The organism is Sphingomonas degradans (assembly GCF_053502645.1).
Map to the genome: position 1 here is coordinate 337,336 of NZ_CP177172.1, position 22,197 is coordinate 359,532.

The following is a 22,197-nucleotide window of genomic DNA, read 5'->3' on the forward strand; positions in this document are numbered from 1 at the left end:
CGGACCGGCGCCCGCCCTTATCTCCGCACCATGGCTTCCCGCTTCGATTCCGTCCCCCACCGTCGCGCGCTGATCGATCGCCGGGGCGTCGCCGATCGGCTGGCCGCGATCGAGGCGCCGGATGCGGCGGCGCTGCGCAAGGCGGCGACGCTGGAACTGAAGGCTGCGCTCGACGCGGGCCATGCCGAAATCGCCCGGCGGCTGATCGAGCACCCCTCGCGCGGGCTGGAGGCGGCCGCGTCGGGCGCGTTCCTGACCGACCAGATCCTGCGGCTGCTCTGGGACTTCACCACGCAGCGGCTGCACCCCAATCCCAATCCCACCACGTCCGAACGCATGACGTTGATCGCGGTCGGCGGCTATGGCCGGGGCGAGATGGCGCCGCATTCGGACATCGACATCGGCTTCCTCACCCCGTGGAAGGTCAATGGCTGGTGCGAGCAGGTCATCGAATCGATGCTCTATTCGCTGTGGGACATGCAGCTGAAGATCGGCCATTCGTCGCGCTCGCTCGACGATATGGTGCGTCAGGCCAAGGCCGACGGGACGGTGCGCACCGCGCTGCTCGAGGCGCGCTATGTCTGGGGCGATACCGAGCTGTACGAAGAGGCTGCGGTGCGCTTCAAGAGCGAGGTCCAGGCCGACACCGCCCGCGCCTTCATCGCCGATAAGCTGGAAGAGCGGAACGCCCGGCACAAGAAGATGGGCGACAGCCGCTATGTCGTCGAACCCAATGTGAAGGAAGGCAAGGGGGGGCTGCGCGACCTCCACACGCTCTTCTGGATCGGCAAATACGCCTATAACGTGCGCGAAACCGCCGAGCTGGTCGAGGTGGGGCTGCTCACGCGGCAGGAACTTCGCCAGTTTCGCCGGGCCGAGAATTTCCTGTGGGCGGTGCGCTGCCAGCTCCACCTCATCAGCGGGCGGGCCGAGGACCGGCTGACCTTCGACGTCCAGCGCGAGATTGCCGAGCGGATGCGCTATTCGGACCGGCCGGGGAAGTCGAAGGTCGAGCGGTTCATGCACTTCTACTTCCTTCAGGCGAAGGTGGTGGGCGACCTGACCGGCGTGTTCCTGGCGCATCTGGACGAGAAATTCGCCGCGCGCGGGCGCCGCTTCGGTTTTCCCAAGCTGTTCCGCAGCCCGCGCCGCCTCCACGGATTCCGGCTCGATCGCGGGCGGCTGGCGCTGCCGCGCGAGACGTTTTTCGCCGAAGACCCGGTGCGGCTGGTCGAGATCTTCCAGCTGGCGGACCTGCACGGCCTTGAAATCCACCCGCTGGCGATGCGCGCGGCGGCGCGCGACGCCAAGCTTGTGGACGATGTTCGGGAAGATCCGCGCGCCAACGCGCTGTTCCTCGATGTGCTCACTTCGCCCCGTGACCCGGAAACGGTGCTGCGCTGGATGAACGAAGCGGGCGTGTTCGGGCGCTTCGTGCCCGATTTCGGTCGCGTCGTCGCGCAGATGCAGTTCGACATGTACCACCACTACACGGTCGACGAGCACTCGATCCGCGCGATCGGGTTGCTCAACCAGATCGAGAAGGGTGACCTGCAAGAGGATCATCCGCTGGCGACCGGCATCTTCCGCCAGATCGTGTCGCGGCGAGCGCTGTATGTCGCGGTGCTGCTGCACGACATCGCCAAGGGGCGCGGCGGCGATCATTCGGTGCTGGGCGCCGAAGTCGCCGAGCGGCTGTGTCCCCGGCTGGGGCTGACTCCGGCGGAGACCGAGACGGTGGCGTGGCTGGTGCGCTGGCACCTGCTGATGTCGGCAACGGCGTTCAAGCGCGACCTCGCCGATTTCAAGACGATCCTGGATTTTGCCGGCGCGGTGCAGAGCACCGAGCGGCTGCGGCTGCTGCTGGTGCTGACCATCGTCGATATTCGCGCGGTGGGGCCGGGGGTGTGGAACAGCTGGAAACGCCAGCTGCTCGCCGACCTGTTCGACGCGGCGGAGGAGGTGCTGCGGCTGGGCCACAAGCAAAAGGGCCGGACCGAGCGGATCGCCGCGAAGCAGGCGGCGCTGGCCGCGACGCTGGGGTGGGACCCGGCGCGGATGGACGCGCTCAAGCGGCGGCTGCCCGAACCCTATTGGATCGCCGAGCCGCAGGACGTGCTGGAGCGCAACGCCCGGCTGGTCGATGCGGCGGGCGACGCGCGGCTCTCGATCGAGGCGCAGGTTTACCCAGAGCGCGGGGCGACGCTGGTCACCGTCTATGCCGCCGACCATCCGGGGCTATTCTATCGCATCGCCGGCGCGATCCATGTCGCCGGGGGCAACATCATCGATGCGCGCATCCACACCACGCGCGACGGCATGGCGCTCGACAATTTCCTGGTCCAGGACCCGCTGGGCCGCCCGTTCGACGAGGAATCGCGGCTCAACCGGCTCAAGACCAGCATCACCGATGCGCTGGCTAACCGTGCCAAGCTGTCCGAAAGGCTGCGCACCCGTCCGCTGTCGCGCCCGCGCGCGGACGCCTTCACGATCGAGCCCAATGTGTTCATCGACAATGCCGCGTCGAACCGCTTCACCGTGATTGAAGTCCATGCGCGCGATCGCCCTGCGCTGCTCCATGGTCTTGCGCACGCGCTGTTCCAGTCGAAGGTGACGATCCATTCGGCGCATGTCGCGACCTATGGCGAGCGCGCGGTCGACACCTTCTATCTGACCGACCTGATCGGTGATAAGATCGAAAGCGGCGGGCGGCTGCGCGCGATCGAGCGGCGCCTGCTGGAAGCGGCGGGCGGTCAGGAGATCGACCAGGACGCCGCCTGAAACGGGGGGAGACACGCATGCCGGTGATCGGATTTGGCGGTTATTTCTTTCGCGCGAAGGACCCGGAAGGGCTCAAGGCCTGGTATCGCGACGTGCTGGGCGTCGGCGGCGGTTTCGGCAAGGACGAGAATGGCCAGTCGAGCGACTGGTTCTGGTATCCCGAGCCCGGCCCGGTGGTGTTTGAACCCTTCAAGGCGGACAGCGACTATTTCGCCGCCGACAAGCAAGTGATGCTCAACCTGCGCGTGCGCGACATCGACAGCATGCTCGAACAGCTCAACGCGCTGGGCGTGGAGATCACGACCAAGGCCGAATGGGACACCCCCGAAACCGGCCGCTTCGCCCGCATCCACGACCCCGAAGGCAACCCGATCGAATTGTGGGAGCCGCCGGTCGGATGAGTCCGGAGGATGCCGCGCTGATGGCGCGGATCGCGGCGCTGGCGATCGATGCGCCGGGCGCCGCCCTGCCGTTCGCCGTGCGGCTCGCGCGGGAGAATGGCTGGTCGCGGGCCTATGCAGAACGCGTCGATCGGGAATATCGCCGGTTCCTGTTCCTTGCGGCCACCGCGCCGCATGCCGTGACGCCATCGGACGCAGTGGATCAGGCCTGGCACCTCCATCTCGCCTACACACGCAGCTATTGGGACGATCTTTGCGGCAGCGTCCTGGGGCGCGCGCTGCACCATGGGCCCACGTCTGGCGGGGAAGCGGAGGATCGCCGCTATCGCGCGCAATATGACGCAACGCTCGATGCCTATCGCCGCATATTCGGCGCAGACGCGCCGGGTGACGTGTGGCCCCCCGCTGCCCGCCGTTTCGATGCCGGCTTCGTCCGGGTGGATCGGAACCGCAACTGGATAGTGCCCCGCGCGCTGGCCGCGCCGTTGCTCGGGGTGCCCGTGCTCGCAGGGTGCGGGCTGCTTGCGGCCAATGGCGGCGGGGGTAGCGCGCTGGTCGGCTACGGCGTTCTTATCGCGATTGCCGCGATCGTGGTCGCGGTGGCCTATCAGATGCGCGATCCGGCCCGGCGGCGGGGCGGGAAGGACGGGGGCGGCTGTGGCACCGGCGGATGCTCGACCGGGGGCGAGGGAAACCAGTCCGGCCACGCGAGTCATGGCGGCGATGGTGCGCAGGGTTGCGGGAGCGGCTGTGGCGGCGGCGGGTGCGGCGGGGATTGAACCTTCCGCAAGCGCGGTCAGGCGCGGCGCGCAAGCGTGCCCTAGGCAGACGCTGCCACGGAGGAACCCATGACGCCCGATGCCCGCCAACGATACCAGTCCCGGATGGAGCGCGTGTTCGATCACATCGACGCGCATCTCGACGAAGCGCTGGACGTCGAACGGCTGAGCGGCGTCGCGGCGTTTTCGCGCTTTCATTTCCACCGGCAGTTTACGGCGATGTGCGGGCTTCCCGTCCAGCGCTATGTCCAGCTGGCGCGGATGAAGCGTGCGTCGTGGCGGCTAGCCTTTCGCCCCGACGCACGCGTGACCGACATCGCTTATGACGCCGGCTATGCCGCGCCCGAAAGCTTCACGCGCGCCTTTCGCCAGGCGTTCGGCCAGCCGCCCAGCGCGTTTCGGGACGCGCCCGATTGGACTCCGTGGCAGGCGGCAATGGCGCCGCTGACTCATGCCCGGAGCCTCACCATGAAGACGCATTTCGCCCTGGACGATGTTGCGATCGTCGATTTTCCCGAAACCCGAATCGCAGTGATGGAGCATCGCGGCGATCCGTCGCTGCTGGGTGACACGATCCGCCGCTTCATCGACTGGCGCCGCCGCACCGGTCTCCACCCGAGCCGCAGCGCGACGTTCAACCTGTTTTACACCGACCCCGAACAGGTGCCCGCCGCCGAGTATCGGCTCGGCCTAGCCGCAACGGTGGGCGCGGGGTTTGTGCCCGATCAGGCGGACCTGCGCATCGACACGATCCCTGCCGGACGCTGCGCGGTGCTGCGCGTGACCGGCCCCGACGCGGCGCTGCGCCCGGCGGCGGCGTGGCTCTATGGCGAATGGCTGCCGGTCAGCGGCGAGGAACTGCGCGACTTTCCGTTCTTCGGCCAGCGCATCCGCTTCTTCCCCGATGTGCCCGAGCATGAAGCGGTGATCGACCTGATGTTGCCGCTCAAGGATTGATACCAGCGATATTTCTGCGCCCCCCGCCCCGCCTCCCCACCCGACCACCATAGCCTGATGGTATCCTTGGTGGTCGGGTGGGGAGGTGGGGCGGGCGGTCTGCGTAGCGCAGTGCGCGCCACCAAACGAAAAAGGCCCCCGCCATTCCGGCAGGGGCCTTTTGTCGTTCGGGCTGGAGCCGCGCCGGTTACTTGGGTGCGAGCACCATCAGCATCTGGCGGCCTTCCATACGGGGGTGGCTTTCCACCTTCGCATCTTCGGCGGTATCTTCCTGGACGCGCTTGAGCAGCACCATGCCGAGCTGGCCGTGCGAAAGTTCGCGGCCACGGAAGCGCAACGTCACCTTGACCTTGTCGCCTTCGCCGATGAATTTGTGGATCGCGCGCATCTTCACGTCGTAATCGTGATCGTCGATATTCGGACGCATCTTGATCTCTTTGATCTCCTGCGTCTTTTGCGACTTGCGGGCGATGTTCGCCTTTTTCTGGGCCTCGTACTTGAACTTGCCGACGTCGAGGAACTTCGCGACGGGCGGATCCGCGTTCGGCGACACCTCGACCAGATCGAGTCCGACCTCGCGCGCCTGCTCCATCGCCTCGCGCGTGTACATGACGCCGAGATTCTCGCCGTCCTGGTCGATCACCCGAACCTTGGGCGACTGAATGAATTCGTTGAAGCGCGGGCCGTTCATCGGCGGCGGGGCCAGGGGGCGCCGGGACATGGGCGGACGGATAGGTGTTTCTCCTGTAGCAGTTCGTACAACGGGCCTAGATAACGCACGGCGAGCCGATCCGGTAGCCCCGGAACCGCCCGCGCGCGCGAAATACCGGGCATTTTCACGCACCGGCACGCCATTATATCGGATTTTCGCCCCGTTTCCGCAAGGGCGGGCCCGAAAGAGGCCCGCCCCGCGCTTATTTCAGATCGGGCGGAGTCGCTTCCTCGACGAGTCGCGCCACGATTTCGTCGAGACTCAGCATCTGCTGGCCCTGGCTGCCGAGCACGCGGAGCGCAACGGTGCTCTCCTCCGCCTCGCGCTTGCCCACCACCAGCAGGTTCGGCACCTTGGCGAGCGAGTGTTCGCGCACCTTGTAGTTGATCTTCTCGTTGCGCAGATCGCTCTCGACCCGAATGCCCGCCGCCTGGAGCTTCGCCACCACCTCGCGGGCATAGTCGTCCGCGTCGGACACGATCGTCGCGACCACCGCCTGCACCGGCGCGAGCCAGGTCGGCAGCTTGCCGGCGAAATGCTCGATCAGGATGCCGATGAAGCGCTCGTACGAGCCGAAGATCGCGCGGTGGAGCATCACCGGGCGGTGGCGCTCGCCATCCTCGCCGACATAGCTCGCATCGAGCCGCTCGGGCAGCACCCGGTCCGACTGGATGGTGCCGACCTGCCAGGTGCGGCCGATCGCGTCGGTGAGGTGCCATTCCAGCTTCGGCGCGTAGAAGGCGCCTTCGCCGGGCAGCTCTTCCCAACCATATTCGGGCGTGGCGAGGCCGGCGGCGACCACCGCGTTGCGGAGTTCGTTCTCCGCCATGTCCCACATTTCCTCAGTGCCGAAGCGCTTCTCGGGGCGCAGCGCCAGCTTGATCGAATAGGTGAAGCCGAAGTCCTTGTAGATCCGGTCCGCCAGCGCGCAGAACGCCTTCACTTCGTCGACGATCTGATCTTCGCGGCAGAAGATGTGCGCGTCGTCCTGGGTGAACTGGCGGACGCGCATCAGCCCGTGCAGCGCGCCGTGCGGCTCGTTGCGGTGGCAGCAGCCGTTTTCGTACAGGCGCATCGGCAGGTCGCGATACGACTTGATGCCCTGGCGGAAGATCAGCACGTGCGCCGGGCAGTTCATCGGCTTGAGCGCCATCCACTGCGCGTCGTTCGAGACGATCGGGCCTTCATCCTCGACGTTGGGCACTTCGTCCGGAATCACGAACATGTTCTCGCGATACTTGCCCCAGTGGCCGGACTGCTCCCACTGGCGCGCGTCCATCACCTGCGGGGTCTTGACCTCGCGATAGCCGGCGCCGTCGATCGCGCGGCGCATATAGGCCTCGAGCGCGCGCCAGATGGTGAACCCGTGCGGGTGCCAGAACACCGAGCCATGCGCCTCGGCCTGGAGGTGGAACAAGTCCATCTCCGCGCCGAGCTTGCGGTGGTCGCGCTTGGCGGCTTCCTCCAGCCGCATCAGATGCTCGGCAAGCTGCTTCTTGTTCAGCCAGCCGGTGCCGTAGATGCGGCTGAGCATCGCGTTGTTCTGGTCGCCGCGCCAATAGGCACCCGACACGCGCGTCAGCTTGAATGCATCCGCCGCGACCTTGCCGGTGGAGGCGAGGTGCGGGCCGCGGCACATGTCGAGCCAGGCGTCTTCGCCCTTGCCGGCGCGATAGACGGTGAGTTCGTCGCCCTCGGGCAGTTCCTGGGCCCATTCGGCCTTGAAGGTCTCGCCCTGCGCGGTCCAGCGCGCGATCAGATCGGCGCGCGACCAGACTTCGCGGATCAGCGGCTCATCCTTGGCGATGATGCGGCGCATCTCTTCCTCGATCGCCGGCAGATCCTCCTCGGTGAAGGGGCGGTCCTTGGGGGCGAAGTCGTAGTAGAAGCCGTCGTCGGTCGACGGGCCGAAGGTGATCTGCGTGCCGGGGAACAGATGCTGCACCGCTTCGGCCAGGATATGCGCATAATCGTGGCGCGCGAGTTCGAGCGCGTCGGCCTCGTCCTTGGCGGTGACGAGCGCAAGCTGGGCGTCGCCCTCGAACGGGCGGCCGATGTCGCGCAGCTCGCCATCGACGCGCGCGGCGAGCGCCGCCTTGGCGAGGCCGGGGCCGATCGCCGCGGCGATGTCCGCCGGGGTAGTCCCCGGGGCTACCTCGCGGACGGAACCGTCGGGCAGCGTAATGCGGAACATCTCGGACACGGGAAGAACCCTTCTGTTGGGTGTGAAACGAAGCGCGGCTTATGCCTTCGCCGACGCAATATAGGCAAGCGTGCTTGGAAATGCCCAAAAATCGGACGGCCGTGTTGCGATGCCGTAACGATTTTGCAGTTCTCCTTTGGTATGAGACGCCAAACGGGCCGCACGGATACATCGCGATGGAGTCGGACGAACGCTATTACCGCCGTCGTTTCCACGAAGAGCTGGCAGGCGCACGTCGCGCCGTGACGCCGGCGGGTGCAGAACGACGAATGATGCTGGCGCGCAGCTTTGCCGACCGGCTGGGGCTGGAGGGGTTTGCCGGGCTGGATGCCCGCGCGCCGGCGCGCAGCTGGATTCTCGAGCTGGAATAGCGTTTCAGGCGAGCCCGAATGGCACGACGCGGTTCAGCTCGACATGGCCGATCTCGGCCCGGCCCAGATAGGGGACGCCCATTTCGCGGCACCAGCGGACGATCATCTGGTCGATCGTCTCGCCGAAACTGTAGTTGCCCGCCTTCTCGCCATTGTCGGTGATCGACGTGACGGCGCCCAGCCGGATGCCGGCAATCCCCTTCAGCTGGGTGGCGTGCGCCATCTGGAACAGCATCCGGTCGATCCGGTAGAGCGGTTCATCGACTTCCTCGATCATCAGGACATGATCGGTCAGGTCGGGCAGCCACTGCGTCCCGATCAGGCTGGTCAGGATCGCCAGGTTGAACGCGGCGGTCGGGCGACGATCGGTCAGGATGCTGGGCTCCAGCCCGCGCTTGTCGCCGTCGATCAGCCAGCCGAGCACCCAGCCGGTCGATTCGCCCGTGTCGTTGCGGCCCAGGCTGCTCGCCATCGACCCATGCGCCTGCCGCCCGATCCGCCGGGCATAGAGCGCGCCGAGCAGGAATCCCATGTCAGAAAAACCGACATAGGTCTTGTGCCGCGCCGCCGGCCCGAGCTGGGGCATCGCCGTTTCGAGAATGCGGTTCGAGCCATAGCCGCCGCGCGCGAACCAGATCGCGTCGAAGCCGGGATCGTTGGCGAATTCGAGGAAGGCGGCGGCGCGCACGGCATCCGATCCGGCGAAATGCCCGTCGACCAGATAGCATTGCGGGTGAAACACGATTTCGTGCTCGGGATAGGTCAGCGCCATGAACGCGGCGAGGCGCAGCGAGGATTCCTTGCTGACCGTCCTTGCCGGTGCGACGACTCCGATACGCATGTGCTTGCCCCTTCTGCCTAAACTGGCGATAGCGCGAGGTCATGGAGCATCGCAAACCTTACTTCTTCGTCGGGATAGGCGGATCGGGCATGATGCCGCTGGCGATGATCCTGACCGGACAGGGCGCCACGGTGGCGGGATCGGATCGCAGCCTGGACCAGGCGCGGCTGCCCGCCAAGTTCGACGATTTGCGCCGCCGGGGCGTGGCATTGTTCGCGCAGGACGGCAGCGGGATCACGTCTGCGGAGCAGATCGTGGTCGCCTCTGCCGCGATCGAGCCGACCGTGGCGGACATGGTTGCCGCCGACGCGGTGGGCGCGCAGCGGATGACGCGGCCCGAGCTGCTGTCCGCGCTGTTCAACGCCGCGCCGCGACCGATCGGGGTGGCGGGGACCAGCGGCAAATCGACCGTGACCGGCATGATCGGGTGGATTCTGCACGCGCTGGGCCGCGATCCGACCGTGATGAACGGCGCGGTGATGAAGAACTTTGCGACGCCCGACGCGCCCTTTGCCAGCGCGCTGGTGGGGCAGGGCGGCGATTTCGTCAGCGAAGTCGACGAAAGCGACGGTTCTATCGCGCTGTATCGCCCGACCATCGCGGTGCTCAACAATGTCAGCCACGACCATAAATCGCTGGAGGAACTGCGAGCGCTGTTCGGCGGGTTCATCGGCCATGCGGCGACGGCGGTGGTCAATCTCGACAATGCCGAGGGCGCGGCGCTGGCGATGGCGCTGCCGCGCGACCGGCTGCTGACCTTCGCGATCGAGGGCGAGGCCGATCTGGTCGCGCGGGCAATCGCGGAGCAGCGGTTCGGCGTGGCGTTCGACCTGGTCGAGCGGGACGGCGCGCCGGTGCGCGTGACGCTGGCGGTGCCGGGGCGGCACAATGTCGCCAATGCGTTGGCGGCGATCGGCGCGGTGCGGGCGGCGGGCGTGGCGCTGGACGATGCCGTGCGTGCGATTGCGGGGTTTGCGGGGCTGAAGCGCCGCTTCGAGCTGGTGGGCGAGGCGCGCGGCGTGGCCGTGATCGACGATTTCGGGCACAACCCCGACAAGATCGCCGCGACGCTGGACACGCTCCACGCCTTTCCGGGGCGGTTGCTGCTGCTGTTCCAGCCGCATGGCTATGGCCCGCTGAAGGTCATGCGCGCCGAGCTGGTCGCGATGTTCGCGGGGCGGCTGAAGCCGGACGACCTGCTGGTCCTGCCGGACCCGGTGTATCAAGGCGGCACCGTCAGCCGCGAGGTGACGAGCGCGGACATCGTGGCGGATATCGCGGTGACGGGCGCCAACGCGATCCACATCCCCGAACGCGCGGCGGCGGCGGCGCATCTGGTGGCGCAGGCGCGCGACGGCGATCGCATCGTCGTGATGGGCGCGCGCGACGATACGCTCAGCCTGTTGGCGGCGGAAATGGTCGCGCAGCTGCGCGGCTGACGCGCAGCCCTCTCCGGTAAACGATCCTCTGCGACTCTTTCGCCCCCCTCCCGCTTGCGGGAGGGGTCGGGGGAGGGCGTGTGTCGGCGTTCGCGCGAACATGGGCTGCGGCGTAGTCGTGCCCTCACTGACCCTCCCCTAGCCCCTCCCGCAAGCGGGAGGGGAACTTTTGTGGCTGCGAGAGCATGTAAACCACCCTTGACATGTAAAGGGTCATTTACGTAAAGCGTGCTTGTCTGATTCGAAAGGAGACTTGACATGCAATGCGGGTCCATGAACGCTGCCCAGCGCCGGTACATGTGGCGTTTCCTCCCGGCGATGGGGGTGTATTCGGTCGTCATTGTCGGCTCCAGTTTCGCGATGCGCGCCTGGCATCCGGAAGGGGCGCTATTGCTCCTCGTTTCGCTGGCGCCGGCATTGCCGCTGCTCGCGGCGATCGCGGCGATCGGACTCTATCTCACCGAGGAGAAGGACGAGTTCATTCGCAGCCGGAACGCCACGGCGGCATTGGGTGCGCTGGGGCTTCTGCTGGCGGTGGCGACCGTCTGGGGCTTTCTGGAGGAAGGTGGCGTTGTCGGGCATCTGCCCCTGTGGGTGGCGTTTCCCTTCTGGGCGTTCGGGCTGGGCGTGTCGCAGGGCGTGCTCGCGCTGCGCGACCTGCTGGCGGGAAGGCGCGCATGAAAAACCGCCTGCGTGTCCTGCGCGCCGAGCGCGTGTGGAGCCAGCAGGATCTGGCCGAACGCCTCGAGGTGTCGCGCCAGAGCGTGAATGCGATCGAGACCGGGCGCTACGATCCCTCGCTGCCGCTCGCCTTCCGGATCGCCGACCTGTTCGGCATGCCGATCGAGGCGATTTTCGAGAATCCTTCCAAGGAGAATGACCAGTGATCCGCCAGCTTGCCTATGCCGCGCTTGCCGCCGTCACGCTTCCCGCCCTGCTCCATCCGGCGCCGGCGATGTGCCAGGCGACCACGCCGGCGCGCATCATTCAGATGGAGCATATCTCCGCCGAAGTGGTCGGCACCGGCAGCCCGGTGATCCTGATCCCGGGCCTGTCGAGCCCCCGCGCGGTGTGGGAGGGCGTGACACCCGAACTGGCCAAGACGCACCGCGTGTACGTGATCCAGGTCAACGGCTTTGGCGGCGACGAACCGCGCGCCAATCTGAAGCCGGGGGTGCTGGCGGGCGTAGTCGAGGAACTCCGTGCGCTGATCGCGCAGGAAAAGCTCACCGGCACGGCGGTGGTCGGGCATTCGATGGGCGGGCTGGTGTCTCTGATGCTGGCGCGCGCGCATCCGGGGGACGTGCAGAAGGCACTGATCGTCGATGCGCTACCCTTCTACAGCGTCGTATTCGCGCCCGCCGCTACGGCGGAATCCATCAAGCCACAGGCCGAGATGATGCGCGCGCAGATGACGGGCTTTTACGGCAAGCCCTTTCCGGCGCAGGTCGCCCAGATGCTCGCGCAGCAGATGGCGCTGAAGCCCGACGCTCGCGAAAAGGTGGCGGTTTGGTCCATGCAGGCCGACATGCGGGTGAGCGGGCAGGCGGTTTATGAGGACATGACCACCGATGTGCGCGCCGACCTGCCCAAAATCGCCGCGCCGATCACCGTGATGGTGCCCTGGAGCGCCGCGCGCGGCGAGGCGGCGACGCTGGACTTCTATCGCGCCCAATATGGCGGCACCCCGAATCTCACGATCCAGGGCGTGCCGGAAAGCGGGCATTTCGTGATGCTCGACCAGCCCGAGGCATTCCGCGCCGCGCTGGCCGCGTTCCTGCGCTGAACCGAAACGGGCCCGGAACTGCGGTTCCGGGCCCGTCCTGGCTTCAATAGGTGCCGGAGAAGCTCCGGCTGAGGTTGCCGCCGCGCCACTGTGCATCGCGGTCGCCGGCCGTCTCGTTCCGGTCCTCGCCGAACAGCGCGCCGCGCTCCTCGTCCTTCCAATGCGCCTTGGCTTCGTCCGCCGTCTTGCGCAGCGTCACCTTGTCGTCGACCGACTGTATCCAGCGCGACGGGATCGAATGGTGATGCCCGCCGGCTGCGCTGTCCGACTTGGTCAGCACAATACGGTCGCCGCGCACCTTGTCGACGGTGCCGACATGCGTGCCGTCCGACCCCACCACGTCCATATGCTCGGCAATGCGGCCCAGGCTGTCGCGCTGGGTCTGGCGCTCGGTCCGCCAGCCGGTGAACTCGTTGTGGAAACGCTGGGCGTTTTCGCGGCGATATTCGTCATAGTCGCGGTCCAGCTCGGCGATCCGCTGGCGGCGCCAGGACGAATAATGGCCGTCCCCGTCGCGGTCCCCACCATATTGCGCGTCATAGCGGGCATCGCGCTCGCGACGGCGCTCCGCCTCTTCGTCGCCGAACCACGAACGGACTTCGTCGCCCGCGCGCTCGAAAAAGCCGCGATCGTCGTCCGGGCGCTGCGCACGATTGGCATAGGTTTCACGGCCATAGCCGCTGCGCTCGCGGTCCCCGTCGCGCCATTGGCCGCGCGCACCGGTGTCGCGCGCCTGAGTGTAGTCGCGGCTGCTCCACTGGTCGTCGTCGCGGTGTGCGCCCGCGCCATAGGCAGCGCGGTCGCGCCGGCCCCGGCCCAGTTCGCCGGCGGCGGCATAGTCGCGCGCGCTGGAATAGGTATAGTCGCGGCCCGACCCGAAATCGCGGCCATACTCCTGATAGTCGCTGCCATTTTCGCGGCCATAGCGCCGATTGCGATCGTTCATCTTCGCTCTCCTGCTTTCTCTCGGACACAGGCGCGTCGGCATGCATGGGCATCGCCGCGCCTTCCGGGGAGTAAAGCGAGTGAATGCGTGTCGGAGTTCCGGGCGCTGGGGCGGTTCGGCGCGGCTTCGCGGCGGCTGGTCGAAGCGCGAAAACCGATCGTCAAACCCAGTTGCATCCCGGTTCGGCTGCCGCTAATGGGCGCCTTCCGGCATCGCCGGAACGGTGGCGGGGCTGTAGCTCAGATGGGAGAGCGCTGCAATCGCACTGCAGAGGTCAGGGGTTCGATTCCCCTCAGCTCCACCACGCCACCAAAAAATGCTTGAATAAGCAGTCCCTTCGGGGACCCCATCAAGTCCGTCCCACATTTTCGTACCACAAACGGTGGGCTTCAGTGCACCGGTGTGGGATATTAGCTGGTCAGCGAAAAATCGTTGATTGGTACTCCGATTGCGCCCTGTGGTTTAGCGCAATTATGCTCGGTGGCTTCCGACAGCAGTCGATCAACTTACGCCGTTCCCATGCCGGTTTGGAACGACCGCTCGGGCCGAAAGCGGCCATTCGCTTCTCCAATCGCTTGTTAGGTGGTGTGCCCGGGCATCGATTTCCGCACTGGCGGCTCCCGCCCATGTGCGGAGATCTCACCAACCACAGGTCTCCACCACCGAAAGGCGGCTCACCAAGAGGTGACGGTGAGCGCACCGCCGTGAGGCTGACGTTCTTCCTAAATCCGTGGGCTTACGAGCTGGAATAGGACGAAAAGGGATGCCTGACCTTCGAGCATTGCTCGATGTGGCGGCTGGGCGCAACCAGTGACGAGGGCTGGTATGCTGGCCAAGTGCACCTATGACGAAGCTGCTCCGGCTAGGGGCGAGTTTTACGCGCTGCTCGGCGAAGATGACCGTCGCCTCGCGCCCACCGCTCCGGCACGAGCTTGCGCCGACGACACCAGGGCAGCGGCACTTCCTCTTCTACGTTCGCGACAGCACCTTCGAGTGTATCGCTGGAGACTGGAGGTTTGAGCGTGGCATCTCCGCCGAATGCCCCACCATCTTTCTCGGTTCGAGACTTGATCCGTGCATCTCGATCGACTTGGCGAGGAACACGTTCGGCCCTGCGTGCTTCAAGATGAGGAGATGGCTCCAGCTACGCAAACCATGTTCCATTTTGCGCATCGTCGCGTCAAGGAGACCTCCCGCAGTGCGGGGCTTATCCCATGTCAATGCGAAATGGGGTCGGCGGGTGGCGACTACCTCGCAACGCCCCAGTTTGACGCTGGTCACCACGTTCACAGATTCTTATGGCGACCGGATCGGGCCGTTCGGAAGACCGGGTGGATCGAGCGTTAGGAGTGTCTCAGAGACGCTGATATCGCCCGCTACTCTGGCCCGCGATACCCACCCCATGCGATTCGCCGCGCCTTTTGGGGATCGTTTTCGTCTCGGTCGCGGGCGTCGAAGACATGCGTGACTCGGTATGCCGCATCGTATCGGCGCCATGCGGGAGGATTGCCTTGTGCGAAAAGCAGGAAGGCTCGCTGGAAGCGTTGGCTCACCGTCCTTGAGCGCCGCCAGCGGAGGAGATCGAGGCGACCCAGTTCCCCCTCTCCGGTGGTGCCGAACAACATCGGAAGATCGAGGCCGTGCGTGGCCTTCCCGAACAACAAGCGCGTCAGGGGCGTGGCGTAATCGAAACGATAGACCCAGCAATCGGCAAACCGCGCATGTCCCTCCGCGATCAGGATGGCTGGCACCCAGAAATTGAGGTCTCCGGCGATATCGATAGCTGTACGCGGCGACGGATACCCGGGATAGGCCGCCGCGATGCGAGCGCGCAGCGCCGGCGCTTCGCGCGCAAACATTGCCTCCAGTCGGTTCACCCGGCTGCAGAGCACGGGCAGGGCCTTGTCCAGCATGGCGCCTTCGCGCGACATGGTACCGATCACCAAAGGGATGGGATGGGCGGTGCCGTCCCGAAAGGCGTCGATAGGATGCTGCGGGAGGAAATCACCGTCGACCACCGGGGAACTCGGCAGAAAGCCAGGGTACCGGTCTGGCGCGACGTCGTAGAAGAAACGCGCGGCCACCGCGTTCAAGTCTTCCGCCGGCAGGTGCCGGAGCGCACGCGCCGCCGCGTCCTTGTCCCCCGCATCGATGCCCAGCATCGTCAAAAGCTCGTGTGCGAACTGCTGGTGTCGCCCCGGCCCATTGACGCTTATGCCGGCGGCGCTCATCGCGAATGCGCGGTGGAACAGCCCCCGTGCTGCGGGAACACACATCAGCGTAACCACCGACATCGCCCCCGCAGACTGCCCTACGATCGTGACGTTGCCGGGATCGCCGCCAAAGGCGTGGATATTCTCCTGCACCCAGGTGAGCGCAGCCACTTGGTCGCGTAGACCGGGATTGCTGTCGATCGGGTACGCGTCGGTCGACCAGCCACTGAAATCTGAAAAGCCGAAAATGCCGACACGGTAGTTGAAGCTGACGAAGACGACATCCCCGTGGTCGACGAGATGCTGGCCGCGATAGAGCGGCGCGCGGCTCCCGCCCAACGAGAAGCCGCCGCCATAGATCCAGACCACGACTGGCCGCGGACTTTTACGTGCGTCGAGCGGCGCCGATACGTTGATGCTGAGGCAGTCCTCGTCCATCGGTGCCGCTGCCCCAGCGCCGCCGATCGCCTCGAAACCGCGCTTCTGCATGGGGAGCGGTCCGAATGCCCGCGCATCGCGGATACCCTGCCAAGGCGCTGGTGGGCGCGGCCCCCGGAACCGCAGATCGCCGATCGGTGGCGCGGCAAAGGGGATGCCGCGCCAGGTGCGGACGCCGTCTTCAACGACGCCGCGTACCACGCCCGAGCGGGTCTCGACGAGAAGATCGGGGGAATTCGTCGGGTTAATCGACATATCGGGCACCTTGAATCGGTTGATCTGCGCATTCGGGGCTGGCGAGGCTGCGCAGGGCAGCCTCGCCGCTTCGGTCAGGCCGGCAGCCGAAGGATCGGCTTGATCGTCTTCCCGCTCTCGCTGTCGGCGACCGCCTGATTGATGTCTGCAAAGTCGTAGAATTTGACCAGCCGGTCAAACGGGAACCGCCCCTGGGCGTGGAGCGCGATTAGTTCCGGGATGAAGACCTGCGGCACCGCGTCCCCCTCCACGATGCCCATGATCCGCTTGCCCGGCACCATCACCATATTCACGTCGAAGCTGGCTTCGGTGCCGAGCTTTGGTGCACCGACGATCCCGCAGGTCCCGAGGATGGCGAGAGCATCGATCGCCTGGCGCAGAACATCGGGCCGCCCGCTGCTCTCGAGCGTGAAATCGGCGCCGCCGCCGGTGATATCCTGGATCGCAGCCACCGGGTCTGTTTCCCGGCTGTTGACGATGTGGGTAGCCCCGAGTTCTCTCGCCAGTTCCAGCCGGCTCGGCGTTACGTCGACCGCGATGATCTGCGTCGCACCGGCCACACGCGCTGCCATGATCGCGCTCAGGCCGACCGCGCCTGAGCCGAAGGCGGCAAAACGGGCACCGGCCGGCACCTTCATCGCGCGGAGCACGGCTCCCGCGCCGGTCTGGATGCCGCAGCCCAGCGGACCTAGCAGTTCCAGCGGCGCGTCCTTCGCGACTTTGACGACGTTGCGTTCCTGCGCGATCGCAAAGCTGCCGAACGACGACTGACCGAAGAAATGATCGTGCAGCACATGCCCGTGGGCATCGCAGGTGGCAGTGGAGCCGTCCTTCCGCCCGCCGCCGAAGTTCAAACCGAAGAACTCGGCGCAATGCGCGGGGTGCCCGGAGAGGCACGGATGGCAGACACCGCACGAAGCGAAGCTGAGGACGACATGGTCACCCGGTGCGACCGCGGTCACGCCGGCGCCAATCGCCTCGACCACGCCCGATCCCTCATGACCGAGCACTGCGGGGAGCGGCACCGGATAATATTGGTCGCGCACGATGATATCGGTGTGGCAGACGCCCACCGCGACGATACGGACCAGCACTTCGCCCGGGCAAGGCGCGGCGATCGTCGCCGTTTCGATCGCGAAGGGAGCGCCCTGCTCGCGGGTTACGGCGGCGGTGATTTCACGCAATTCAGTCATCGTCATCTCCTGGAAATTCTGGCCCGTTTTCGAGGCGGTCAGAACGGATAGGCGGGGGCGGCGCCCTTCACGGTCAGCCACTGCCAATGCGTGAATTCCTCCCAATTGGCCGGGCCGCCGATCGACGATCCGTTGCCGGACGCGCCGACGCCGCCAAAGGGATTGACCACCTCGTCGTTCACGGTCTGATCGTTGATGTGGACCAGCCCGGCGCGGAGCCGCTCGCCGATCGCCATGGCGCGACCGACGTCGTTCGAGATCACCGCTGCGGACAGGCCATAGTCGGTGTCGTTGGCCATCGCGATCGCCTGTTCGTCGGTATCGAAGGGAACCAGCACGGCAACCGGCCCGAAGATCTCCTCGTCGAACGCCGCCATGCCAGGCAGGACGCCCTCCAGCACGGTAGGCGCCATGCAAAGCCCGTCGACGGTGCCGCCCGCCGCCACCCGCGCCCCCGACGCGACGCTGCGCTCGATGATCCCGCGGGCATGGTCGAGCTGCGACTGATTGATGAGGGGGCCAACCGCCACCGCGTCGGACATCGGGTCGCCCGCCGGGAGTGCCCGCGCCTTCTCGACCAGCCTTACCGCGAAGGCATCGAAGATGGCGCGATGGACGAGGATCCGCCCGGTCGTCATGCAGATCTGGCCCTGGTGCAGCCAGGCACCCCATGCGGCGTTGCGTGCGGCCAGATCGAGGTCGGCATCGTCGAGGACGATCAGGGCGTTCTTTCCGCCGAGTTCGAGCGAAACCTTCTTGAGATGCCGGCTCGCTACCTCACCCACCTTCCGTCCGGCACCGGTCGATCCGGTGAACTGGATCATTGCCACATTCGGATCCTCGCACAGCGCTGCTCCGGCCGGCCCGCCGCCCGGAAGCACCGCGAGCACGCCGGCCGGCAACCCGGCCAACTCGAACAGGCGCGCGATCACATAGCCTCCGCACACCGCCGTGCGGGGGTCGGGCTTGAGCACCACTGCGTTGCCGACGGCGAGGGCCGGCGCCACCGCCCGCATCGCGAGGTAGAGCGGGAAATTGAACGGAGCGATCACGCCGACCACGCCAAGCGGACGACGCCGGGCGAGGCTCAGACGCCCCGCTTCGCTGGGCAGGACGAGCCCCTGCGCCTGATGCGGCATCGCACCGGCCAGTTCGATCGCCTTGACCGTGATCGACAGCTCGAATTCGGCCTTGGCGCGCACGGAGCCGCTTTCGCGCATGATCCAGGTAACGATCGCGTCCCAGTGTGCGCGGGCGAGCGCGGCGGCCTTCGGGAAGATGTTCGCGCGCGCATCCGGTGCGGCGGCGGCCCAACCCGCCTGCGCGGCGCGTGCCGTCGCCGTCGTGCGAGCGACGATGGCCGCATCCGCCGAGCCGGCGCGTGCCAGCACTGCGCCAGTCGCTGGCTCGAGCACATCGTAGGTTTCGTCCGCCTTCACCCAGCCGCCGTCGAACAGGCGGCCGTCAAGATGTTCATCGTCGAACAGGGACGTCATATCACTCTCCGCTGGTACCTTTGAGATGATCGAGCAGCGCGGCCGTGAAGGCTTCGGGCCGTTCAAGATTGGACAGATGCGCCGCATCGAGCATCACGCAGGTCGCGCGCGGGATGCCTTCGAGCAGCGCTGTCGTTTGCACCGGTGGCGTCGCCGGATCGCGCGTGCCGCCGATCACCAGCGTGGGCGTGCGGATCAGCCCCAGCAGCGGGCGCATGTCCATGTCGCGGATTGCCGCGCAGCAGCCGGCATACCCCTCCGGATCGGTGGCGTGCAGCGTCGCCAGGATAGCCGCGATATTGGCCGGATCGGCGCGGAAGTCCGGGGTGAACCAGCGTTCGACCACGGCGTCCGCGATCGCCGCCATGCCTTGGCTGCGCACGGTCGCGATCCGTGCGTCCCACGCCGTGGCCGGGCCCATGCACGGCGCGCTGTTGGCGATGACGAGTCGGCTCAGCCTGCCCGCCGCCTGAACCCCCAGCCACTGCGCCGTCATGCCGCCGAGTGAGAGGCCGCAAAAGGCGAACCGGTCGAGCTCCAGGGCGTCGGCGAGTTCGAGCACGTCGCGACCCAGCCGGTCTAGGCCATAGTCGCCCTTCGGTGCGTCCGACGCACCATGCCCGCGCGTATCGTAGCGGATCACACGGAAGCGCTGCACCAGCGCCTCCATCTGCGGCGCCCACATCGCGCGATCGGTGCCGAGCGAGTTGGACAGGACCAGCGCCGGCTTGGCCGGATTGCCATCGCTGGTCCAGGCGAGGCGACAGCCGTCGCCCAGCACGAGGTGCTGCGCGTTCATAACCGCTCGACCGCCAGCGCCAGGCCCTGGCCGACACCAACGCACAGCGTCGCCAGCCCCAATTTGCCGCCCGAGGCTTCGAGCTGGTGCACCAGCGTCATGGCAAGACGCGCGCCCGACATGCCGAGCGGATGCCCCAGCGCGATGGCGCCCCCGTTCGGATTGACGCGAGGGTCATCGTCCGCCAGCCCCAATCCGCGCAGCACCGCAAGCCCCTGCGCGGCGAAGGCTTCGTTCAGTTCGATCGCGTCGATCGCCGCCAGGGACAGTCCGAGCCGGGAGAGGAGCTTCTGCGTCGCAGGCACGGGGCCGATGCCCATGATCCGTGGCGGGACGCCTGCGCTCGCCATGCCCAGGATGCGCGCGCGCGGCGTAAGGCCATGGTCCTGCACCGCCGTCTCGCTGGCGATGATCATCGCCGCCGCGCCGTCGTTCACGCCCGAGGCATTGCCCGCCGTGACCGTTCCGTCGGCACGGACCACGGGGCGGAGCCTGGACAGCGTGTCGATCGTGGTGTCCGCGCGGGGATGCTCGTCGGTGTCGACACGCGTCTCGCGGCCCTTGCGGTCGGTGACCGTCACCGCCACGATTTCATCCGCGAAGAAGCCGGCGGCCTGTGCCGCGGCGGCGCGCTGCTGGCTGCGCAGCGCGAACAGATCCTGATCCGACCGCGAGATGCCAAAGTCGGTGGCGACATTCTCGCCGGTCTCGGGCATCGAGTCGACGCCATATTGCGCCCGCATCCGCGGGTTGACGAACCGCCAGCCGATCGTCGTGTCGTGAATCTCAGCCTGTCGCGAGAAGCCGCTTTCGGCCTTGGCCAGGACGAACGGCGCGCGGCTCATGCTCTCCACGCCGCCCGCGATCAGCAGGTCGGCCTCACCCGCCCGGATCGCACGCGAGGCGGTGCCGACCGCGTCCAGGCCCGAGGCGCACAGGCGATTGATCGTCGCGCCGCCCACTGTTTCGGGCAGCCCGGCAAGCAAAGCTGCCATGCGCGCGACGTTACGATTGTCTTCCCCGGCCTGGTTTGCACAGCCTAGGATCACGTCGTCGAACGCAGCGGGATCGATGGCGGCGCGCTCGATCAGCGCGGCGATCGGAATCGCGGCGAGGTCGTCGGCCCGGATGGACGATAGCGCACCCGCATGGCGTCCGATCGGCGTCCGGCGCGCATCGCATAGGAACGCGGCCTTCAAAGCGTGGCCTCCGGCTTGAGTCCGACCCTCAGCGGTGCCGCGGTCTTCGCGAAAATCTCCTCGACTGTAATGCCCGGCGCCATCTCGGTCAGGGTCAGTCTACCCTGTCGCCGATCCACCTCCAGGACGCCCAGGTCTGTGATGATCAGGTCGACGCAGGCGCGGCCGGTCAACGGCAGGGTGCAGCGTTCGAGGATCTTCGGGGCACCGTTCTTCGCGACATGATCCATGATCACCACGACGCGACGGACGCCGGCGACAAGATCCATCGCCCCGCCCATGCCCTTCACCATCTTGCCCGGGATCGTCCAGTTGGCGAGATCGCCATTGGCCGCCACTTCCATTGCGCCGAGCACCGCCATGTCGATATGCCCGCCGCGGATCATCGCGAAACTGTCCGCCGAGGAGAAGAAGCTGGAGGTCGGCAGTGCGGTCACCGTCTGTTTGCCGGCATTGATCAGGTCAGGATCCTGTTCGCCGGCATACGGGAAGGGGCCGATGCCCAGCATCCCGTTCTCGCTCTGGAGCGTCACGGTGATCCCGGCAGGCACATGATTGGCCACCAGTGTCGGGATGCCGATACCGAGATTGACGTAGTAGCCGTCCTTCAGTTCCTGCGCGGCCCGCGCCGCCATCGCATCGCGGGCCCAGCCGTTCGTGTCGCCGGGCATCAGGCGTCCTCCCTTTCGCGCGTGGTCAGCTTCTCGATTCGCTTCTCGTTTATCGTCGCCCGCACGATGCGATCGACATAAATGCCCGGCGTATGGATGCAGTCGGGATCGAAGCTGCCTTCAGGCACGATCTCCTCCACTTCGGCGACCGTCACGCGGCCCGCGGTCGCCATGTTCGGATTGAAGTTCCGCGCGGTCTTGCGGAACATCAGATTGCCTGCCGGGTCGGCGCGCCAGGCCTTGACGATCGAAAGGTCGGCGCGGAGCCAGGTTTCGCGCACATAGTCCTCGCCCTCGAACGTCTCGACCGGCTTGCCCTCGGCGACGACGGTGCCGACGCCGGTGCGCGTATAAAAGGCCGGGATCCCAGCGCCGCCGGCGCGGATGCGTTCGGCCAGCGTGCCCTGCGGGGTCAGTTCCAGCTCCAGGTCGCCGGAGAGATATTGCTGCTCGAACAGCTTGTTCTCGCCCACATAGGACGAGATCATCTTGCGGATCTGCCGGCTTTCCAGCAGCATCCACAGCCCGAACCCGTCGGCACCGGCATTGTTGGAGATGACGGTCAGCTGCCGGACCCCCGATGCCCGGATGACGGGAATCAGGCTTTCGGGATTGCCCGACAGGCCGAAGCCGCCCGACATGATCGTCATGCCGTCGGACAGCAGCCCCTCCAGGGCGGCGGCCGGGCTGTCATAGAGTTTGCTGGTCATGATCCGA

Annotated in this window: 20 protein-coding genes and 1 tRNA gene; 10 read left to right on the forward strand and 11 right to left on the reverse strand. The window is 66.7% G+C overall.

Going from position 1 to position 22,197, the window contains the following annotated elements; all coding sequences use genetic code 11:
- The first annotated feature begins 30 nt into the window (after positions 1-30).
- The 4 genes from ACG3SL_RS01600 to ACG3SL_RS01615 all read left to right on the forward strand — a co-directional run bounded on the left by ACG3SL_RS01600 (position 31) and on the right by ACG3SL_RS01615 (position 4,918).
- On the forward strand, positions 31-2,781 hold the full coding sequence (locus tag ACG3SL_RS01600; RefSeq protein ID WP_448665217.1) for a [protein-PII] uridylyltransferase: 2,751 nt from the start codon (positions 31-33) through the stop codon (positions 2,779-2,781).
- 17 nt (positions 2,782-2,798) lie between these two features.
- A complete protein-coding gene (locus ACG3SL_RS01605; protein WP_448663394.1) occupies positions 2,799-3,182 on the forward strand; it encodes a VOC family protein in 384 nt (127 codons plus the stop codon).
- The gene (locus ACG3SL_RS01610) at positions 3,179-3,961 is read left to right on the forward strand and encodes a glycine-rich domain-containing protein (RefSeq protein WP_448663395.1); all 783 of its coding nucleotides are present in this window, start codon (positions 3,179-3,181) and stop codon (positions 3,959-3,961) included. The genes ACG3SL_RS01605 and ACG3SL_RS01610 overlap by 4 nt, the downstream gene beginning before the upstream one ends.
- A gap of 69 nt (positions 3,962-4,030) precedes the next feature.
- A complete protein-coding gene (locus tag ACG3SL_RS01615; protein ID WP_448663396.1) occupies positions 4,031-4,918 on the forward strand; it encodes an AraC family transcriptional regulator in 888 nt (295 codons plus the stop codon).
- Between the two features lie 187 nt (positions 4,919-5,105).
- On the opposite strand, the gene infC is transcribed toward ACG3SL_RS01615, so the two are convergent.
- Positions 5,106-5,639 carry a translation initiation factor IF-3 gene (infC, locus tag ACG3SL_RS01620; protein WP_448663397.1) on the reverse strand — a complete coding sequence of 178 codons (534 nt, stop codon included), beginning with the start codon at positions 5,637-5,639 and terminating at the stop codon, positions 5,106-5,108.
- Positions 5,640-5,832: 193 nt separating this feature from the next.
- On the reverse strand, positions 5,833-7,824 hold the full coding sequence (gene thrS, locus ACG3SL_RS01625; protein WP_448665218.1) for a threonine--tRNA ligase: 1,992 nt from the start codon (positions 7,822-7,824) through the stop codon (positions 5,833-5,835).
- Positions 7,825-8,009: 185 nt separating this feature from the next.
- Between thrS and ACG3SL_RS01630 the strand changes: the two genes are divergently transcribed.
- Positions 8,010-8,204 carry a hypothetical protein gene (locus ACG3SL_RS01630; protein WP_448663398.1) on the forward strand — a complete coding sequence of 65 codons (195 nt, stop codon included), beginning with the start codon at positions 8,010-8,012 and terminating at the stop codon, positions 8,202-8,204.
- Positions 8,205-8,208: 4 nt separating this feature from the next.
- On the opposite strand, the gene ACG3SL_RS01635 is transcribed toward ACG3SL_RS01630, so the two are convergent.
- Complete coding sequence (locus tag ACG3SL_RS01635) at positions 8,209-9,045, reverse strand: LD-carboxypeptidase (protein ID WP_448663399.1); 837 nt, start codon at positions 9,043-9,045, stop codon at positions 8,209-8,211.
- A 41-nt stretch (positions 9,046-9,086) separates the two neighbouring features.
- Here ACG3SL_RS01635 and ACG3SL_RS01640 point away from each other — a divergent pair, with 41 nt between their 5' ends.
- The 4 genes from ACG3SL_RS01640 to ACG3SL_RS01655 all read left to right on the forward strand — a co-directional run bounded on the left by ACG3SL_RS01640 (position 9,087) and on the right by ACG3SL_RS01655 (position 12,270).
- Positions 9,087-10,484, forward strand: a complete 1,398-nt coding sequence (locus ACG3SL_RS01640) for a UDP-N-acetylmuramate--L-alanine ligase (RefSeq protein ID WP_448663400.1) — start codon at positions 9,087-9,089, stop codon at positions 10,482-10,484.
- A 273-nt stretch (positions 10,485-10,757) separates the two neighbouring features.
- Positions 10,758-11,165 (forward strand): hypothetical protein, encoded by a 408-nt coding sequence (locus ACG3SL_RS01645; RefSeq protein ID WP_448663401.1) that lies wholly within the window; start codon positions 10,758-10,760, stop codon positions 11,163-11,165.
- Positions 11,162-11,371 carry a helix-turn-helix transcriptional regulator gene (locus ACG3SL_RS01650; RefSeq protein ID WP_448663402.1) on the forward strand — a complete coding sequence of 70 codons (210 nt, stop codon included), beginning with the start codon at positions 11,162-11,164 and terminating at the stop codon, positions 11,369-11,371. Before ACG3SL_RS01645 ends, ACG3SL_RS01650 begins: the two co-directional genes overlap by 4 nt.
- The gene (locus ACG3SL_RS01655; RefSeq protein WP_448663403.1) at positions 11,368-12,270 is read left to right on the forward strand and encodes an alpha/beta fold hydrolase; all 903 of its coding nucleotides are present in this window, start codon (positions 11,368-11,370) and stop codon (positions 12,268-12,270) included. The genes ACG3SL_RS01650 and ACG3SL_RS01655 overlap by 4 nt, the downstream gene beginning before the upstream one ends.
- Before the next feature lie 43 nt (positions 12,271-12,313).
- On the opposite strand, the gene ACG3SL_RS01660 is transcribed toward ACG3SL_RS01655, so the two are convergent.
- On the reverse strand, positions 12,314-13,216 hold the full coding sequence (locus tag ACG3SL_RS01660; RefSeq protein WP_448663404.1) for a DUF2171 domain-containing protein: 903 nt from the start codon (positions 13,214-13,216) through the stop codon (positions 12,314-12,316).
- A 228-nt stretch (positions 13,217-13,444) separates the two neighbouring features.
- Between ACG3SL_RS01660 and ACG3SL_RS01665 the strand changes: the two genes are divergently transcribed.
- A tRNA-Ala gene (locus tag ACG3SL_RS01665) sits at positions 13,445-13,520 on the forward strand.
- A 1,072-nt stretch (positions 13,521-14,592) separates the two neighbouring features.
- Here the strand turns inward: ACG3SL_RS01665 and ACG3SL_RS01670 are convergent.
- From ACG3SL_RS01670 to ACG3SL_RS01700, 7 genes are all read right to left on the reverse strand, one after another.
- Positions 14,593-16,122, reverse strand: coding sequence for a carboxylesterase/lipase family protein (locus ACG3SL_RS01670; protein ID WP_448663405.1), 1,530 nt, complete (start codon positions 16,120-16,122; stop codon positions 14,593-14,595).
- A gap of 74 nt (positions 16,123-16,196) precedes the next feature.
- Positions 16,197-17,396 (reverse strand): NAD(P)-dependent alcohol dehydrogenase, encoded by a 1,200-nt coding sequence (locus tag ACG3SL_RS01675; protein WP_448665219.1) that lies wholly within the window; start codon positions 17,394-17,396, stop codon positions 16,197-16,199.
- On the reverse strand, positions 17,354-18,811 hold the full coding sequence (locus ACG3SL_RS01680) for a benzaldehyde dehydrogenase (RefSeq protein ID WP_448663406.1): 1,458 nt from the start codon (positions 18,809-18,811) through the stop codon (positions 17,354-17,356). The genes ACG3SL_RS01675 and ACG3SL_RS01680 overlap by 43 nt, the downstream gene beginning before the upstream one ends.
- A gap of 1 nt (position 18,812) precedes the next feature.
- Positions 18,813-19,610, reverse strand: a complete 798-nt coding sequence (gene pcaD, locus ACG3SL_RS01685; RefSeq protein WP_448663407.1) for a 3-oxoadipate enol-lactonase — start codon at positions 19,608-19,610, stop codon at positions 18,813-18,815.
- A complete protein-coding gene (gene pcaF / locus ACG3SL_RS01690; protein ID WP_448663408.1) occupies positions 19,607-20,809 on the reverse strand; it encodes a 3-oxoadipyl-CoA thiolase in 1,203 nt (400 codons plus the stop codon). The genes pcaD and pcaF overlap by 4 nt, the downstream gene beginning before the upstream one ends.
- Entirely contained in the window at positions 20,806-21,480 is a 675-nt protein-coding gene (locus tag ACG3SL_RS01695; protein ID WP_448663409.1) for a 3-oxoacid CoA-transferase subunit B, read from the reverse strand. The genes pcaF and ACG3SL_RS01695 overlap by 4 nt, the downstream gene beginning before the upstream one ends.
- Entirely contained in the window at positions 21,480-22,190 is a 711-nt protein-coding gene (locus tag ACG3SL_RS01700; protein WP_448663410.1) for a CoA transferase subunit A, read from the reverse strand. Before ACG3SL_RS01700 ends, ACG3SL_RS01695 begins: the two co-directional genes overlap by 1 nt.
- Positions 22,191-22,197: the final 7 nt, after the last annotated feature.

Coding starts and splice junctions, on each gene's coding strand:
- ACG3SL_RS01600 (WP_448665217.1), top strand. CDS start 31: ATGGCTTCCCGCTTCGATTCCGTCCCCCACCGTCGCGCGCTGATCGAT.
- ACG3SL_RS01605 (WP_448663394.1), top strand. CDS start 2,799: ATGCCGGTGATCGGATTTGGCGGTTATTTCTTTCGCGCGAAGGACCCG.
- ACG3SL_RS01610 (WP_448663395.1), top strand. CDS start 3,179: ATGAGTCCGGAGGATGCCGCGCTGATGGCGCGGATCGCGGCGCTGGCG.
- ACG3SL_RS01615 (WP_448663396.1), top strand. CDS start 4,031: ATGACGCCCGATGCCCGCCAACGATACCAGTCCCGGATGGAGCGCGTG.
- infC (WP_448663397.1), bottom strand. CDS start 5,639: ATGTCCCGGCGCCCCCTGGCCCCGCCGCCGATGAACGGCCCGCGCTTC.
- thrS (WP_448665218.1), bottom strand. CDS start 7,824: ATGTTCCGCATTACGCTGCCCGACGGTTCCGTCCGCGAGGTAGCCCCG.
- ACG3SL_RS01630 (WP_448663398.1), top strand. CDS start 8,010: ATGGAGTCGGACGAACGCTATTACCGCCGTCGTTTCCACGAAGAGCTG.
- ACG3SL_RS01635 (WP_448663399.1), bottom strand. CDS start 9,045: ATGCGTATCGGAGTCGTCGCACCGGCAAGGACGGTCAGCAAGGAATCC.
- ACG3SL_RS01640 (WP_448663400.1), top strand. CDS start 9,087: ATGGAGCATCGCAAACCTTACTTCTTCGTCGGGATAGGCGGATCGGGC.
- ACG3SL_RS01645 (WP_448663401.1), top strand. CDS start 10,758: ATGAACGCTGCCCAGCGCCGGTACATGTGGCGTTTCCTCCCGGCGATG.
- ACG3SL_RS01650 (WP_448663402.1), top strand. CDS start 11,162: ATGAAAAACCGCCTGCGTGTCCTGCGCGCCGAGCGCGTGTGGAGCCAG.
- ACG3SL_RS01660 (WP_448663404.1), bottom strand. CDS start 13,216: ATGAACGATCGCAATCGGCGCTATGGCCGCGAAAATGGCAGCGACTAT.
- ACG3SL_RS01670 (WP_448663405.1), bottom strand. CDS start 16,122: ATGTCGATTAACCCGACGAATTCCCCCGATCTTCTCGTCGAGACCCGC.
- ACG3SL_RS01680 (WP_448663406.1), bottom strand. CDS start 18,811: ATGACGTCCCTGTTCGACGATGAACATCTTGACGGCCGCCTGTTCGAC.
- pcaD (WP_448663407.1), bottom strand. CDS start 19,610: ATGAACGCGCAGCACCTCGTGCTGGGCGACGGCTGTCGCCTCGCCTGG.
- ACG3SL_RS01695 (WP_448663409.1), bottom strand. CDS start 21,480: ATGCCCGGCGACACGAACGGCTGGGCCCGCGATGCGATGGCGGCGCGG.
- ACG3SL_RS01700 (WP_448663410.1), bottom strand. CDS start 22,190: ATGACCAGCAAACTCTATGACAGCCCGGCCGCCGCCCTGGAGGGGCTG.